Origin of the sequence: Stutzerimonas sp. FeSN7, from assembly GCF_030263795.1 — a bacterium.
Classification (GTDB): Bacteria; Pseudomonadota; Gammaproteobacteria; order Pseudomonadales; family Pseudomonadaceae; genus Stutzerimonas; species Stutzerimonas stutzeri.
Genome location: NZ_JARPMN010000001.1, coordinates 449,090 through 464,476, shown reverse-complemented (window position 1 = coordinate 464,476; position 15,387 = coordinate 449,090). Strand labels below are relative to the sequence as shown.

The 15,387-nt window shown below is 63.5% G+C and carries 12 protein-coding genes and 3 tRNA genes; 5 read left to right on the top strand and 10 right to left on the bottom strand.

Translation table 11 applies throughout. The features are described 5' to 3' along the window. Positions 1-104: 104 nt before the first annotated feature. The 3 genes from zapE to P5703_RS02050 form a co-directional block, all read right to left on the bottom strand. Positions 105-1,199, bottom strand: coding sequence for a cell division protein ZapE (gene zapE / locus P5703_RS02060; RefSeq protein WP_019405341.1), 1,095 nt, complete (start codon positions 1,197-1,199; stop codon positions 105-107). 163 nt (positions 1,200-1,362) lie between these two features. Next, entirely contained in the window at positions 1,363-2,721 is a 1,359-nt protein-coding gene (locus tag P5703_RS02055; RefSeq protein WP_013984065.1) for a tryptophan--tRNA ligase, read from the bottom strand. 51 nt (positions 2,722-2,772) lie between these two features. Continuing rightward, positions 2,773-3,399, bottom strand: coding sequence for an alpha/beta hydrolase (locus tag P5703_RS02050; RefSeq protein WP_020305933.1), 627 nt, complete (start codon positions 3,397-3,399; stop codon positions 2,773-2,775). Between the two features lie 138 nt (positions 3,400-3,537). Between P5703_RS02050 and P5703_RS02045 the strand changes: the two genes are divergently transcribed. Continuing rightward, positions 3,538-3,966 carry a Z-ring associated ZapG family protein gene (locus tag P5703_RS02045; protein ID WP_013984067.1) on the top strand — a complete coding sequence of 143 codons (429 nt, stop codon included), beginning with the start codon at positions 3,538-3,540 and terminating at the stop codon, positions 3,964-3,966. Positions 3,967-4,006: 40 nt separating this feature from the next. Here P5703_RS02045 and nadC read toward each other — a convergent pair whose 3' ends face one another. Next, positions 4,007-4,855 (bottom strand): carboxylating nicotinate-nucleotide diphosphorylase, encoded by an 849-nt coding sequence (gene nadC, locus P5703_RS02040; protein WP_014597750.1) that lies wholly within the window; start codon positions 4,853-4,855, stop codon positions 4,007-4,009. A 425-nt stretch (positions 4,856-5,280) separates the two neighbouring features. On the opposite strand from nadC, the gene P5703_RS02035 reads away from it, so the two are divergent. From P5703_RS02035 to P5703_RS02025, 3 genes are all read left to right on the top strand, one after another. Continuing rightward, positions 5,281-7,539, top strand: a complete 2,259-nt coding sequence (locus P5703_RS02035; RefSeq protein ID WP_017244510.1) for a DUF1631 domain-containing protein — start codon at positions 5,281-5,283, stop codon at positions 7,537-7,539. 116 nt (positions 7,540-7,655) lie between these two features. Continuing rightward, on the top strand, positions 7,656-7,829 hold the full coding sequence (locus P5703_RS02030; protein ID WP_017244511.1) for a DUF3094 family protein: 174 nt from the start codon (positions 7,656-7,658) through the stop codon (positions 7,827-7,829). A 53-nt stretch (positions 7,830-7,882) separates the two neighbouring features. Continuing rightward, positions 7,883-9,178, top strand: coding sequence for an NAD(P)/FAD-dependent oxidoreductase (locus tag P5703_RS02025; protein WP_125871593.1), 1,296 nt, complete (start codon positions 7,883-7,885; stop codon positions 9,176-9,178). Between the two features lie 117 nt (positions 9,179-9,295). Here the strand turns inward: P5703_RS02025 and P5703_RS02020 are convergent. From P5703_RS02020 to rluD, 6 genes are all read right to left on the bottom strand, one after another. Beyond that, positions 9,296-9,371 (bottom strand) — tRNA-Lys (locus P5703_RS02020). Between the two features lie 5 nt (positions 9,372-9,376). After that, positions 9,377-9,453: transfer RNA gene (locus tag P5703_RS02015), tRNA-Pro, on the bottom strand. A gap of 9 nt (positions 9,454-9,462) precedes the next feature. Then, positions 9,463-9,538: transfer RNA gene (locus tag P5703_RS02010), tRNA-Asn, on the bottom strand. 187 nt (positions 9,539-9,725) lie between these two features. Then, a complete protein-coding gene (gene clpB / locus P5703_RS02005) occupies positions 9,726-12,290 on the bottom strand; it encodes an ATP-dependent chaperone ClpB (protein ID WP_020305930.1) in 2,565 nt (854 codons plus the stop codon). A 169-nt stretch (positions 12,291-12,459) separates the two neighbouring features. Next, positions 12,460-13,197, bottom strand: coding sequence for a peptidoglycan editing factor PgeF (pgeF, locus tag P5703_RS02000; RefSeq protein ID WP_045159695.1), 738 nt, complete (start codon positions 13,195-13,197; stop codon positions 12,460-12,462). Continuing rightward, entirely contained in the window at positions 13,194-14,168 is a 975-nt protein-coding gene (gene rluD, locus P5703_RS01995; protein WP_011914661.1) for a 23S rRNA pseudouridine(1911/1915/1917) synthase RluD, read from the bottom strand. Before rluD ends, pgeF begins: the two co-directional genes overlap by 4 nt. Positions 14,169-14,372: 204 nt before the next feature. Here rluD and P5703_RS01990 point away from each other — a divergent pair, with 204 nt between their 5' ends. After that, on the top strand, positions 14,373-15,362 hold the full coding sequence (locus P5703_RS01990; protein ID WP_013984073.1) for an outer membrane protein assembly factor BamD: 990 nt from the start codon (positions 14,373-14,375) through the stop codon (positions 15,360-15,362). The last annotated feature ends 25 nt before the right edge of the window (positions 15,363-15,387 follow it).

Sequence of the window (15,387 nt, the reverse complement as noted above, 5' to 3'; positions counted from 1 at the left end):
CGATTGCAGCGCGCGGCCTGGCAGGGAGACCGCTCCGAAATCAGCGCAGTAATCGTGCGGGCGACCCCGGCCGCGAAGAACAGGTCTTCGCGACCGGCTCACGGTCAGGGCTTGTGCGGACGCGCCAGGTACTCGTGGGACTGCATCTCCAGCAGCCGGCTCAGGGTCCGCTGGAATTCGAACTCCAGACGACCTCCGGTGTAGAGGTCCTTCAGTTCCACTTCGGCGGAAATGATGAGCTTGACGTTGCGGTCGTAGAACTCGTCCACCAGGTTGATGAAACGGCGCGCCATGTCGTCCTTGGTGACGTTCATCTGCTCGACGTTGGCCAGCAGGATGGCACCGAATATCTTGCCCAGCTCGATGTAGTCATTCTGGCTGCGCGGCCCGTCGCAGAGCTCGCGGAACTCGAACCAGGCCACGTCGTTGCCGGTCTTCACCGCGCGGATTTCACGGTTCTCGATCATCAGTGCGTCGTTGTTAACGACCCGGCAGTTCTCCGGCAGCAGGCTCTTGAAGCTGCGCTCCAGGCTCTGTTCGGCCTCGGCATCGAGGGGGAAGTGGAACAGTTCGGCCTGCTCCAGCGCACGCAGGCGATAGTCGATGCCACTGTCGACGTTGACGATCTCGGTGTGCTTCTTCAACAGGTCGATCGCCGGCAGGAAGCGCGCACGCTGCAGACCGTCCTTGTACAGGCCGTCCGGCACGATGTTGGACGTCGCCACCAGGCTCACGCCGTTCTTGAACAGCTCGTCGAGCAGCGTGGCGAGAATCATCGCATCGGTGATGTCGGAGACGAAGAATTCGTCGAAGCAGATGACCCGGGCTTCGTCGGCGAAACGCTTGCCGATGATGGTCAGCGGGTTCTTCTCACCCTTGAGGGTTTTCATTTCCTCATGCACGCGCTTCATGAAGCGGTGGAAGTGCGTGCGCATCTTCTGCTCGAAGGGCAGCGCGTCGAAGAAGGTATCCACCAGGTAGGTCTTGCCGCGGCCGACGCCGCCCCAGAAGTAGATGCCCTTGATCGGACCCTGCTGCTTCTTGCCGAACAGCTTGCCGAGCAGGCCGCTCTTGCTGCGATCGTCGGCGACCAGGTCGTCGTACAGACGCTGCAGGTGACGCACCGCGTTTTCCTGGGCGGCATCGTGGAAGAAGTCAGGACGTTTCAGGTCGGCCTGATAGCGCTCAAGAGGAGTCATGGCGGAGTCTGGGTAGTGAAACGGGGCCGCCACTTTAGCGGCGCCCTCGGTGGTTGGCAATTTACTCAGGTCGTTCAAGCGTCAGCCCTCCTGGGACACCCGTACTTGGAAATCACCGCGTCGCCGAGCGCACCCATCGGCCGCGCCCGGCCTGCCAGCAGCGTTACTCGACAAGCGTGGCCAGCGCCTCGCGCACCCGCAACATGGCGGCGTCGAGCGCTTCGGCGCTCTCGTAGTGCGGGCTGTCGGCGATGCATTCGTCGTCCAGCCACAGGGTGAATTGATCACCTTCGTCCTCGCGAAGTTCCAAGGCATCCGGGCCGCCGGCGATCAGGCGCTGGGTCAGGCTGCCGATGGCCTTCGGATTGCTCAGCGGACGGGACAGCAGCAGTTCCTCGCCGTCGGCGGCGAAGAAGCGGAAACGGAAGGCGCCATCGGCCTCGCGGAAGCTGGCAAAACGAGCGGTCTTGCTGGACTTCTTCTTGGTCGGCGCCGCGCTTTTCACTTCGCTGCTGAAGTTGCGCAGCCCCACCGCCTCGCGCAACTCGCCGAGGAATGGTGTGGCAATCCGGCGTGCCTTGGCCGCTCCCGCCTGCAGAATGTCTTCCAGCTCGGCCGGCTTGGCGATGAGCTGGTGATACAGCTCGCGCGCCTGGCCCAGTTCGTTGTCGAGCAGCTCGAACAGACGTTGCTTGGCATCGCCCCAGGCCAGGCCATCGAGCAGCTCCTGGCGGAAGTCAGCCTGCTGCTGCGCGGTGGCAAAGGCCTGGTAAAGCGTGAACAGGTGGGAGTTGTCCGGATCCTTCGGTTCGCCCGGCAGGCGCGAGTCGGTGACGATGCGTGCGATCGCTGCCTTCAGCTCCTTGGCACTGCCAAACAGCGGGATGGTGTTGTCGTAACTCTTGGACATCTTGCGCCCATCGAGCCCGGGCAGCGTGGCGACGCTCTCCTCGATCACCGCTTCGGGCAGGGTGAAGAACTCGCGGCCGTTGCCGAACAGATGATTGAAGCGCTGGGCAATGTCACGGGCCATTTCCACATGCTGGATCTGGTCGCGCCCCACCGGCACCTTGTGCGCGTTGAACATCAGGATGTCCGCCGCCATCAGCACCGGATAGCTGTACAGGCCCATGGTGACTCCGGCATCCGGGTCTTCGCCGTTCTCCACGTTCTTGTCCACCGACGCCTTGTAGGCATGGGCGCGGTTGAGCAGGCCCTTGGCGGTGACGCAGGTCAGCAGCCAGGTCAGTTCGGGAATCTCAGGCACATCCGACTGGCGGTAGAAGGTCACGCGCTCGGCATCAAGGCCGCAGGCCAGCCAGGTCGCGGCGATTTCCAGACGCGAGCGCTGGATGCGTAGCGGATCGTCGCACTTGATCAGCGCATGGTAGTCCGCGAGGAAGTAGAACGAATCGGCGGCCGCGTCGCGGCTGGCGAGGATGGCCGGGCGGATCGCTCCGGCGTAGTTGCCCAGATGCGGCGTACCGGTAGTGGTGATACCGGTCAGGATGCGGGTAGTCATGCAGTCATTCTCGAATCGTTGCAGCGCGACGGAGGGGATTGGCACGCAGCATCAAAGCCGCGGGACGACCAGTTCCTTCAGCTCCACCAGCTTGCCGTGAAAAAAGTGGCCGCATTCTGCCACTTTCAGCAGCTCGTGGGGGTGCTGCAGCTGCGCAGAAAAGGCATACACGGACTCGGCATCGATCACCTCGTCCTGCTCCGGCTGGATGATCGTCAGCTGACAATCTTCAGCCAACGACAGCGCCGCAAGACGCGACACCGCCGGAGCCACCATCATCAACCGCTGCACCGTCACGCCCTCGGCGTTCAATCGGCCGGCCAGATTGCCGGCAACGAACCCACCGAAGGAGAACCCCAGCAGCGTCAGCGGCAGCTCGGGGTTCTGCTGGCGCAGCCAGCGCAGCGCGGCCTCGGCGTCATCCACCTCACCCTCGACCATGTCATGCGCGCCGGCACTGCCGCCGACACCCCGGTAATTGAAGCGCAGCGTGCTGTAGCCGGCATCCCGCGCGGTGCGCTGCAGGGTCGAGACCACCTTGTTCAGCATGGTGCCGCCCTTGACCGGGTTCGGATGGCAGATCAGCGCCAGGCCGCGGGCCTGCGGCTGATCGAAATACAGCGCTTCCAGTACCCCGCAGGGGCCATCGATAGAGAGGGGCTCTTCGCGTTTCAACAAAACAGGAACTCCGTGACCTTGGGACGAGTCGACTCGTCTTGCTAACTAGCTGCCGATAACCGCCGCCTCGCGTTGCGGTATACAGAGCAGGTACGAGACGTTAACGTAAGCACAGCCGTTTATATAGAGGAAGGACTCGTGGAACAGACCCTCGCGACCTGGTTGCTCCCGATCGTCGGCCTGATCGCCGGCATCGCCATCGGTTATCTGGTGGCGCGCAGCAGCGCACCCAACCGCACACAGCGTCAGGTCGACGACCTGCAAGAGCGCTTCGACACCTATCAGAGCGAAGTGGTCACCCACTTCAACACCACTGCCAGCCTGCTGCGCAAGCTCACCCAGAACTACCAGGACATCCAGGAACACCTGTCCGATGGTGCCAGCCGCCTGGCGCTCGACGAGCAGACCCGCCAGCGCCTGATGGCCGCCCTGCACGAGGAAAACCATGGCTCGCGCGAGCGGCTCTCCTCGCCGGCCTTCACCGAACCGCCCAAGGACTACGCTCCCAAAGGCGACGATACCCCCGGCACCCTGCACGAAAACTTCGGCCTCAAGAGCCGTCACTGATCCATCGCCTGGCGCAGACACTGCGCCAGGCGCCCCTCTCCTACTGACGCAAGCGCATCGACAGGTCCACCGCCTGTACATGCTTGGTCAGCGCCCCGATCGAAATGTAATCCACGCCGGTTTGCGCAACGCTGCGTAGCGTGTCGTCGCTGATTCCACCTGATGCTTCGAGCTTGGCCCGGCCCGCCGTGATCGCCACGGCCGTGCGCATGTCGTCGAGCGTCAATTCGTCGAGCATGACGATATCCGCCCCTGCCCCCAGCGCCTGCTCGAGCTCGTCGAGGCTCTCCACCTCGATTTCCACCGGCTTGCCCGGCGCGATGCGATGCGCAGCCGCCACCGCCTCGGCGATCCCGCCACAGGCGGCGATGTGGTTCTCCTTGATCAGAAAAGCGTCATAGAGGCCGATCCGGTGGTTATGGCAGCCCCCGCAGGTCACGGCGTACTTCTGTGCCAGGCGCAGGCCTGGAATGGTCTTGCGAGTGTCCAGCAGGCGCACGCCCGTGCCCTCGACCATGTCGGCGTAGTGTCGGCAACGAGTGGCCACCCCCGACAGCATCTGCAGGAAATTCAGCGCGCTGCGCTCGCCGGTCAGCAACGCCCGAGCCGGCCCTTCCAGGTGGAACAGCACTTTGTCCGCCTCCACCCGGTCCCCGTCGGCGACCTGCCAGTGGACTGCGACCCGAGAGTCCACCTGCCGGAACACCGCGTCGACCCATGCGGTTCCACTGATCACCGCCGCCTCGCGCGTGATGACCGAGGCATGTGCCAACCGCTCGGCAGGGATCAGCTGCGCGGTGATATCTCCGCTGCCGACATCTTCGGCTAAGGCGCGGCGTGCATTGGCATCAATTTCTGCGGATAGATCGGCAAGGCTGAGATTCGGCATGTCGGGCTCCTCGAGTTTGCGCGGAGTATAAAGGCTCGCACCGACCGCGGCAGCGTCAAGCTGCCGACAGCCTACGGATCGCTCGACCGGCTTTTTTTACCTCCTGGCGGAAAACCTGCGAGCATCTGTGAGCCAGGTCATGTCCAATGAAAAACTGACCTTGGCAGGGGAGCACAATGCTTATAATCCCCTCCAAGAATATTGACGCCACCTAACTGACGATACTTGCTGACGAGGCGTCGTTGTAAAATCAAAGCGCTCGGCTATGCTGCGTCTGGATCCGGTTCGACAGAAGAAACCCGCACAAGATTGCGGGCTCGCCCGGTACCTTCCGCCTTGCCCTGCCGACTTGGTTACCTATATAAGACGCTGCCGAATTCAAGCGTTGTGACCGCCGCAAAGCAGGCGACCGCAGGAGAGTCTCGATGCGAACCGATGCGAAAGTGGTGCACCTGAACAAGGTTGCCCCTGAGCACAAGCCGTCTTCACCGGCAGGCCGCCTTCCGGTGGCGCTCATCAGCGTGCGCGACAAGGCCGCCCAGCAACTGCGTCAGGCGCTGCAATCGCTGTTCGACAACGCCGATGACTCGCTCTTCGAGATCGCCGATCGCGCGACCAGCAACGCCGAACAGAACGCTTTTTTCGAGGCTATGCGCGACCTGCGCATGAAGCGCCGCAACATCGAACGCGGCTTCCTGCAGCAGCTGTTCGAAGCATTCGCCAAGCTCAACCAGTATGAAATCGGCAAGCCGCCCGCGCTGGATGCCGTCTCCTTCGACAGCCTTTCCCTGGTGCAGAACGACGAGCTGGAAGAATCCGTAGCCGTCGACACCATGGTCGCCAAGGTCATGAGTCGTGCCGCCCAGCCGCTGGGCCACCTGACCACGCGCATGAACGCGCTGATCAGCAAGAAGCTCGACGACAAGAGCAACCCCCTCGGCCCTCATGCGCTCTGTGATTATTTCATCGAAGCCAGCAGCAGCCTGGGCGTGCAGATCAAGGTCAAGCTGATCATCTTCAAGCTGTTCGAGAAGCATGTTCTTGGCGATATCGACCAGCTATATGCCGAAGCCAATCAGACCCTGGTGGCTGCCGGCATCCTGCCCGAACTCCAGTCTGCACCGCCGCGCCGGCAGCAGCGCCCGGGCGGTCCGGCTGCCAGCCACACCTCGCCAGCGACGCATAGCCAGCCGGTCCATGTCGACGAGGGGCTACAGGAAGCCGCTTTCAGCGCCTTGCACAACCTGCTGTCCGACCTGCGCGGCAGTAGTGTTCTGCCTGCCCGCAACGTGCCCAGCGACGCCATTCCGATCTCCAGCGGAGACCTGCTCCGCCTGCTGTCGCACATGCAGACCCGCGCGCCACAGACGGTCGACGATTTCGATCTGCAAGAGCAGCTCGGTAGCCTGCTGAGCCGGGTAAGTGCCAAGACCGGAAAATCGCGGGTGGTTGGCGAGATCGATGACGACGTCATCAACCTCGTCTCCATGCTGTTCGAGTTCATTCTAGACGACCGTACCCTGCCGGATTCTCTCAAGGCCCTGATCGGGCGCCTGCAGATCCCGTTGCTCAAGGTCGCGGTAATCGACAAGACCTTCTTCAGCCGCGGCAGTCACCCTGCGCGCCGCCTGCTGAACGAAATCGCGTCGGCAGCGATGGGCTGGGGCGATCAGGACGAGGCGCAACGCGACAGCCTCTATCAGAAAATCGAGCAGATTGTGGCCCGCCTGCTCAACGACTTCGTCGATGATCCGGCGATCTTCTCCGAGCTGCTGGCCGATTTCCTCGCCTTCATTGGTGACGAGCGACGCCGCAGCGAACTGCTCGAGCAGCGCACCCGTGACGCCGAAGAGGGTCGCGCCAAGGCTGAAATCGCTCGCCAGGAAGTCGAGCACGCGCTGAACCAGCGCCTGCTGGGCAAGACCCTGCCGGAAGTGGTGGTGCGCCTGCTGCAGGAGGCCTGGAGCAAGGTTTTGCTGCTTACCTGTCTGAAGCACGGCACCCAGTCCGAGGAATGGCAGGCAGCCCTGGACACCATGGATGATCTTGTGTGGAGCGTGACTCCCCACGAGGACGACGAATCCCGCGCGCGCCTGCTGGAGCTGGTCCCGAGCCTGCTCAAGGCATTGCGTGAGGGCCTGGTCAGCGCCGCATTCGACCCTTTCTCCACCGGCGACTTCTTCACCCAGCTCGAAGCACTGCATGTACAGACCCTGCAGCGCATTCAGCAACCGCAAGCCACTCCAGGCGCATCCGGACCGGCCGCTGACGCGTCAGGCGAGTCGATCGCCGCCGCAGCGGTCGAGGCTGCGCCGGCCATGGTCGAGGTGGTGGACGAGATCGTGCTGCTGGCACCCGGCGAGAGCCGCGAGCCCGAGCCGGAAATCAGCCTGCCGGACAACGACGAAGCGCTGATCCAGGTGGACAATCTGCGAGTCGGCAGCTGGGTGGAATTCCAGGAGGATGAAGAGCACAAGCTGCGCTGCAAGTTGGCCGCGGTGATCAAGCCCACCGGCAAGTACATCTTCGTCAACCGCACCGGCATGAAGGTCCTGGAGAAGACCCGCATGGGCCTGGCCAGCGAGTTCCAGCGCGGCGCCATTCGCCTGCTCAACGATACCCTGCTGTTCGACCGCGCCCTGGAATCAGTGATCGGCAACCTGCGAAAGCTGAAGAACACCTGATCCGCGCCGAGCATGCCTGCCGGCATGCTCCTTCCCCTGCGCGGCAAAGCGCCGCACTTCGCGCTTGGCTTTTGACCCCGCGCAGCTAGAATGCCTGCATTCTACTCGAGGTGCCTATGCCCAGCCGCCTGAACCCCGAAGACCAGCAGCGCGTCGATGAATACCTCCGCGCCCCGCAGCATCAGGTCGAACGCCAGCCGTTTCGCCCCTGGATCCTGCTGCTCGTCGTGCTGGCGGTGGTAGTCGGCCTCGGGCTTCTGAGCCGCCTCCTGAGCCGCCTGGTGCTTTGAGCCTCGCTCGCCCCGTCGCGCCGCCGTTTCTCTTGCAGCTATGAGTCATTCCCATGTCACATCGAATCGTAATCGTCGGCGGCGGCGCTGGCGGCCTGGAGCTTGCTACCCGCCTGGGTAGAACCCTGGGCAAGCGCGGCAAAGCCAGGGTCACCCTGGTCGACGCGAATCTCACCCACATCTGGAAGCCGCTTCTGCATGAAGTGGCAGCCGGCTCGCTGAACTCGTCAGCCGACGAGCTCAACTATGTGGCGCAAGCCAAGTGGAATCACTTCGAGTTCCAGATGGGCCGCATGGCCGGCCTGGACCGTGCGAACAAGTGCATCCGCCTGGAAGCCACACGCGACGAGTTCGGCGTGGAGCTCGTGCCCTCGCGTGCGTTGAATTACGACACCCTGGTGATAGCGGTCGGCAGCACGACCAACGATTTCGGAACCCCCGGGGCCGCCGAGCACTGCATTTTCCTGGATACCCGCGAGCAGGCCGAACGCTTCCATCGCCAGCTGCTGAGCCGTTACATGAAGGCACATGCCGGTGAAACCGGGCCGAGCGGCATCAGCATGGCCATCGTCGGCGCTGGCGCCACTGGCGTCGAACTGGCCGCCGAACTGCTGCATGCAGCCAAGGAGCTGGCCGCCTATGGCCTCGATGGTATCAAGCCGGAAGATGTGAAGATCACGCTCATCGAGGCCGGCCCGAAGGTTCTGCCGGCACTGCCCGAGCGCATCAGCCAACCGGTACACCAGACACTGCTCGACCTGGGTGTGAAAGTGCTGACCGGCGCAGCGGTCAGCGAAGTCACCGCCGACGGCCTGCACACCAAGCAGGGTGAATTCGTGCCGGCCAGTCTCAAGGTCTGGGCGGCCGGTATCAAGGCACCCGCCTTCCTGCATGAAATCGATGGGCTGGAGACCAACCGGATCAATCAACTGGTCGTCCACCCCACCCTGCAGAGCACCCGCGACGAGAACATATTCGCCTTCGGCGACTGCGCCGCCTGCCCGCAGCCGGACAGCGACCGCAACGTGCCGCCTCGCGCCCAGGCAGCCCACCAGCAGGCGTCAATGCTGGCCCGGTCGATCCGCAACCGACTGGAAGGCAAACCCCTACCGATCTACCGCTACAAGGATTACGGCTCGCTGATATCGCTCTCGACCTTCTCGGCCGTGGGCAATCTGATGGGCAATTTGACGGGCAACGTCATGCTCGAGGGCTGGCTGGCGAGGATGTTCTATATCTCGCTGTACCGCATGCACCAGATTGCACTGTACGGCATGCCGCGCACGCTGCTGATGATGCTGGGCGACAAGCTCAGCCGTAGTACCGAACCACGCCTGAAACTCCATTGACGCATTGATGGCGCACCCGAGCGGTGCGCCATCTGGCAAGCACTAAACGGCAGGCAATAAAAAAGCTGGATGCCCGTATGGACATCCAGCTTTTCATGCTTGCCGAGCAAGCCTGTATGGTGGGTCGTGTAGGATTCGAACCTACGACCAATTGGTTAAAAGCCAACTGCTCTACCAACTGAGCTAACGACCCAAAAATGGTCGGGGTAGGGGGATTCGAACTCCCGACATCCTGCTCCCAAAGCAGGCGCGCTACCGGACTGCGCTATACCCCGATTGGAATTTGGCTCCGCGACCTGGACTCGAACCAGGGACCCAATGATTAACAGTCATTTGCTCTACCGACTGAGCTATCGCGGAACAACTAGCATTCCAGCTCCTTGGCGTTACGTTCCCGCCTCAGAGGCGCGCCATTTTACGGTTCCAAACCCTGCTGTCAACCCTAAAAATGCGATTAGCGACAACAGTTTGCGTCCGGCGCGCGACCGCGACCCGTTGATCGGACGACCGCATGGCATTCGTCATGCCATGCGGATTGCCCTGGGCCTCAATCGAAGACGATCTGCTCGCCCTCCACCCGAGCCTTGACGCTGCTGCCCGGGGCGAACTGACCCGCGAGGATCTGCTGCGCCAGCGGGTTCTCGATCCAGCGCTGGATCGCGCGCTTGAGCGGCCGCGCACCGTAAACCGGGTCGTAGCCGACGGCGATCAGCTTGTCCATCGCCTCCTGGCTCAGCTCCAGGCTCAGCTCGCGCTCGGCCAGGCGCTTGCGCAGCCGGCCCAACTGGATCTCCGCGATGCCGGCGATCTGCTCGCGGCCGAGCGGATCGAACACAACCACCTCGTCGATACGGTTGATGAACTCCGGACGGAAGTGGTGCGCCACCGCATCCATCACCGCAGCGCGCTGCGCATCGGGGTCGCCGACCAGCTCCTGGATCTGCGCCGAGCCCAGGTTCGAGGTCATGACGATCACGGTGTTCTTGAAGTCTACGGTCCGGCCATGGCTGTCGGTCAGACGACCATCCTCGAGCACCTGCAGCAGCACGTTGAACACGTCCGGATGAGCCTTCTCCACCTCGTCCATCAACACGACCGAGTAGGGTTTGCGACGCACTGCCTCGGTCAGGTAGCCGCCCTCCTCGTAGCCGACGTAGCCCGGCGGTGCGCCGATCAGACGTGCGACCGAATGTTTCTCCATAAACTCGGACATGTCGATGCGGATCATCGCCTCTTCGGTATCGAAGAGGAATTCGGCCAGTGCCTTGCACAGCTCGGTCTTACCCACACCGGTCGGACCGAGGAAGAGGAAGGAACCGCTCGGCCGGTTCGGGTCGGCCAGCCCGGCGCGCGACCGACGCACGGCATTGGCCACTGCCACTACCGCCTCATGCTGGCCGATGACACGTGTGTGCAGCATGTCTTCCATGCGCAGCAGTTTGTCCCGCTCGCCTTCGAGCATCTTCGACACAGGAATGCCGGTCCACTTGGAGACCACCTCGGCGATCTCCTCGTCGGTCACCTTGTTGCGCAGCAGCTGGTTTTCCTTCTTGCCGTGCTGGTCGACCATTTCCAGGCTGCGCTCGAGGTCTGGGATGATGCCGTACTGCAGCTCGGCCATGCGCGCCAGGTCGCCCTTGCGCCGCGCCGCCTCGAGATCGGCCTTGGCCTGCTCGATCTTCTGCTGGATCTGCGCGGAGCCCTGCACCTCGGCCTTTTCCGACTTCCAGATCTCCTCCAGATCCGAATATTCCTTCTCCAGCTTGGCGATATCGTCCTCAAGCTTGGCCAGGCGCTTCTTGGTGGCCTCGTCGTCCTCCTTCTTCAGCGCCTCGCGCTCGATCTTCAGCTGGATCAGCCGGCGGTCGAGACGATCCAGCTCTTCCGGCTTGGAATCGATCTCCATGCGGATGCGGCTGGCGGCCTCGTCGATCAGGTCGATGGCCTTGTCCGGCAGCTGACGATCCGTGATGTAGCGATGGCTGAGCTTGGCCGCGGCGATGATGGCGCCATCGGTGATGGTCACGCCGTGGTGCACCTCGTAGCGCTCCTTGAGGCCGCGCAGGATGGCAATGGTGTCCTCCTCGCTCGGCTCGTCCACCAGAACCTTCTGGAAGCGGCGCTCCAGCGCGGCATCCTTCTCGATGTACTGACGGTACTCGTCAAGGGTGGTGGCGCCGACACAGTGCAACTCACCCCGGGCAAGAGCGGGCTTGAGCATGTTGCCGGCATCCATGGCGCCCTCGGCCTTGCCGGCACCGACCATCGTGTGCAGCTCGTCGATGAACAGGATGACTCGGCCTTCCTGCTTGGACAGCTCGTTGAGCACGGCCTTGAGACGCTCCTCGAACTCGCCGCGGAATTTGGCTCCGGCGATCAGCGAGCCCATGTCCAGCGCCAGCAGACGCTTGTCCTTCAGGCCATCCGGCACCTCGCCATTGACGATGCGCTGGGCCAGCCCTTCGACGATGGCGGTCTTGCCGACACCGGGCTCGCCGATCAGCACCGGGTTGTTCTTGGTGCGCCGTTGCAGGACCTGAATGGTGCGGCGGATTTCGTCGTCACGGCCGATCACCGGATCGAGCTTGCCCTCCTCGGCGCGCTTGGTCATGTCGACGGTGTACTTGTCCAGCGCCTGACGCGACTCCTCGGCATTGGGGTCATTGACCGCCGCGCCACCGCGCAGGTTGCTGATGGCGTTCTCCAGGGCCTTCTTGCTCACGCCCTGGGCCAGCAGGAGCTTGCCCAAGCGGGTGTTGTTGTCCAGCGCGGCAAGCAGTACCAGTTCGCTGGAGATGTACTGGTCGCCCTTCTGCTGGGCGAGGCGATCGGCCTGGTTGAGCAGACGCGCCAGATCCTGCGACAGGTTCATGTCACCGGTGGGGTTCTGCAGCTTGGGAAGCTGGTCCAGCTCCTTGGTCAGGGCCTGGCGCAGCGCGTTGATGTCGAAGCCGACCTGCATCAACAAGGGCTTGATCGAACCGCCCTGCTGCTCCAGCAGAGCCTGCATCAGGTGCAACGGCTCGATGGAAGGGTGATCCAGGCCAACGGCAATGGATTGGGCATCGGAGAGCGCAAGCTGAAGCTTGCTGGTCAATCGATCGATACGCATGGATGTTCATCCTCAGGTAAAGCGGGCCGGCACCATGAATCGCGCCTTACAAATAACCCGCGAGATGGAGCATAGATGAGGATGATTGTTGGAGATTCAAGGCGGATGACATTGATGCAGGTCATGCCGGGACCGCGGAGTCACGGCGCTATCGAACCGCTAGGTAGGGCTAAGGCTGCAGCCAGATCAGACTGGCGAAGCGCCCCGTGCGTGAGGCACGGCGATAGGAATAGAAACGCGGATCGCTGAAGGTGCACAGCCCGCCGCCGTAGACGGCTTCGACTCCGACCGCGGCCAGGCGAATACGCGCAAGCTGATACAGATCGGCCATGAAGCGCCCCTCGTTGCGGCTCGGCACGAATGCCGCCGCAGCCGCCGGGTGCTGCGCGACGAATGCCTCGCGCACCTCGCCCCCCACTTCGAAGGCAGCGGGCCCGATCGCCGGCCCCAGCCAGACCAGCACGTCTTCGGCACGAATCGCCAGCGCCTCGAGCGTTGTTTCCAGCACGCCGCCAGCCAGCCCGCGCCAGCCGGCGTGCGCCGCCGCGACACGACTGGCGGCGCGGTCACAGAACAGCACCGGCAGGCAGTCGGCGGTGAGCACCGCACAGGCTTCGCCCGGCGTCTCGCTCCAGCTGGCATCGGCAGTGGCGCAGACACCGGGAAGTGCCTTCACGGCCACACAGGAATGCACCTGTTCCAGCCAGATCGGCTGGCAACCCAACACATCGCGCAGATGCTGGCGATTGCAGGCCACCGCAGCCGGATCATCGCCGACATGATCGCCGAGATTGAAACTGTCGAACGGAGCCGCGCTGACACCCCCCTGGCGGGTCGTCACGCAGGCACGAACGCGTGCCGGCGCCGGCCAGTCGGGCAACAGCCAATTCTCGTTGCCGACAGTCACCCGACGAAGGCCTCGCGATCCTGTTGCAGGAGCGTCAGCAGCCAGACGAAGTCGTCCGGCAATGGCGACTCCCACTTCATGCGCTGCCCGGTCACCGGATGATCCAGCTCGAGGAAGCGGGCATGCAGCGCCTGCCGTGGGAACTCGCGCAGCGTCTGCACCAGTGTCGGATTGGCAGCGGGCGGAATACGGAAACGCCCGGCATACAGCGGATCGCCCACCAGCGGGTAGCCGAGGTGGGTCATGTGCACACGAATCTGGTGGGTACGCCCGGTTTCCAGCTTGACCCGCACATGGGTGTGCGAGCGGAAGCGCTCGAGCACACGATAGTGACTGACCGCGGGCTTGCCCCCCTCCACCACCGCCATGCGCTGGCGCTGCTGGCCGTGACGGCCGATCGGCGCATCCACGGTGCCGCCGGTGATGATTACGCCGATGACGATGGCTTCGTAGATACGGCTGACACTGCGCGCCTGCAGCTGCTCCACCAGGCGGGTCTGTGCCTGCAGCGTCTTGGCCACCACCATCAGCCCGGTAGTGTCCTTGTCCAGACGATGAACGATGCCGGCGCGCGGCACGTTGATCAGGTCAGGTACGTGATGCAGCAACGCGTTGAGCAGCGTGCCGTCGGCATGCCCGGCCGCCGGATGCACCACCAGCCCGGCCGGCTTGTCGATCACCAGAATCTGGTCGTCTTCATAGACGATGTCGAGCGGAATGTCCTGCGCCACCCATTCGCCCTGCGCCTGCTGTTCGGCGCTCAGCTCGAGCACCGCACCGGCATGCACGGTGTCGCGGGGGCGCAGGACGGCGCCATCCACCGTCAGCAGACCATCCTTGATCCAGGCCGCGAGGCGCGAACGCGAGTGTTCGGAGAAGAGCTGCGCCGCGACCTGATCGAGACGTTGCCCGCCTAGGTCAAACGGCACCTCGGCACGGAGTTGAATGGCCTGTTTGGAGATCGTGGACATACGGCGAGATAGATTCGTCAGAGAGAGGCGAGCGGCATCCGTTGCTGATGGATGCCCGGAGGACCGCAGATGGCGGAGCGGCCTTTGGTTTCGGCTACACGCTTGTGTTTAAATACGGCGTCTTTGTCCCGGCGCACCGGGGCGCCCATCATAACAGGACGGCTCCGCGCGAGACAGCCAGCCGTCACAGGGACGCAAGCCGCCATGCAAGTGAAACACCTGCTGCTGATCGCCATTTTCGCCCTTACCGCCGCCTGTTCATCCAACGAAACCGTCGACGAAAACCTGGGCGAGGTCGAGCTGTACCAGCAAGCACAGGCCGACCTGGACAACAAGAGCTATACCAGCGCCATCAGCAAGCTCAAGGCGCTGGAGTCGCGTTACCCGTTCGGTCGTTTCGCCGAGCAGGCGCAGCTCGAGCTGATCTACGCCTATTACCGCAACGCCGAGCCGGAAGCTGCACGCTCGGCTGCCGAGCGCTTCATCCGCCTGCATCCGCAGCACCCGAACGTCGACTACGCCTACTACCTCAAGGGCCTGGCCTCGTTCGATCAGGACCGCGGCCTGCTCGCTCGCTTCTTGCCGCTGGACATGACCAAGCGCGACCCGGGCGCTGCCCGCGACTCGTTCAACGAGTTCGCCCAGCTCACCAGCCGCTATCCGAACAGCCGTTATTCGCCGGATGCCAAGGCGCGCATGATCTATCTGCGCAACCTCCTGGCAGCCAACGAGATTCACGTCGCCCACTACTACCTCAAGCGCCAGGCCTACGTGGCCGCCGCCAACCGCGGGCGCTATGTGGTGGAAAACTTCCAGGGCACACCGGCCGTGGCGGACGGTCTGGCTGTGATGACCGAGGCCTACCAGCGCCTCGGCCTCGATGACCTCGCCGATGCCAGCCTCAAGACCCTTCAGCTCAACTACCCGGATCATGCCACCCTCGAGGACGGCAAGTTCACCCCCATCGAGCGCGAAGAAGACACCCGCAGCTGGTTGAGCAAGGCCACGCTCGGCCTGATCGAAGGCGAAGCGCCGCGTCCCGACACCTCCCGCGCCAACCGTGACGTTTTGCGCCAGTACGAGAACGCTGCGCGTGACCTGCCGGAAGAACTGCGCCCCGTACTCAAGGAAGTGGAACAGCAGGAGCCGAAGCGCTCCTGGTGGAGCCGCCTGACCTTCGGCCTGTTCGACTGAAATGGGCTGACCATGCGCCGCTGCG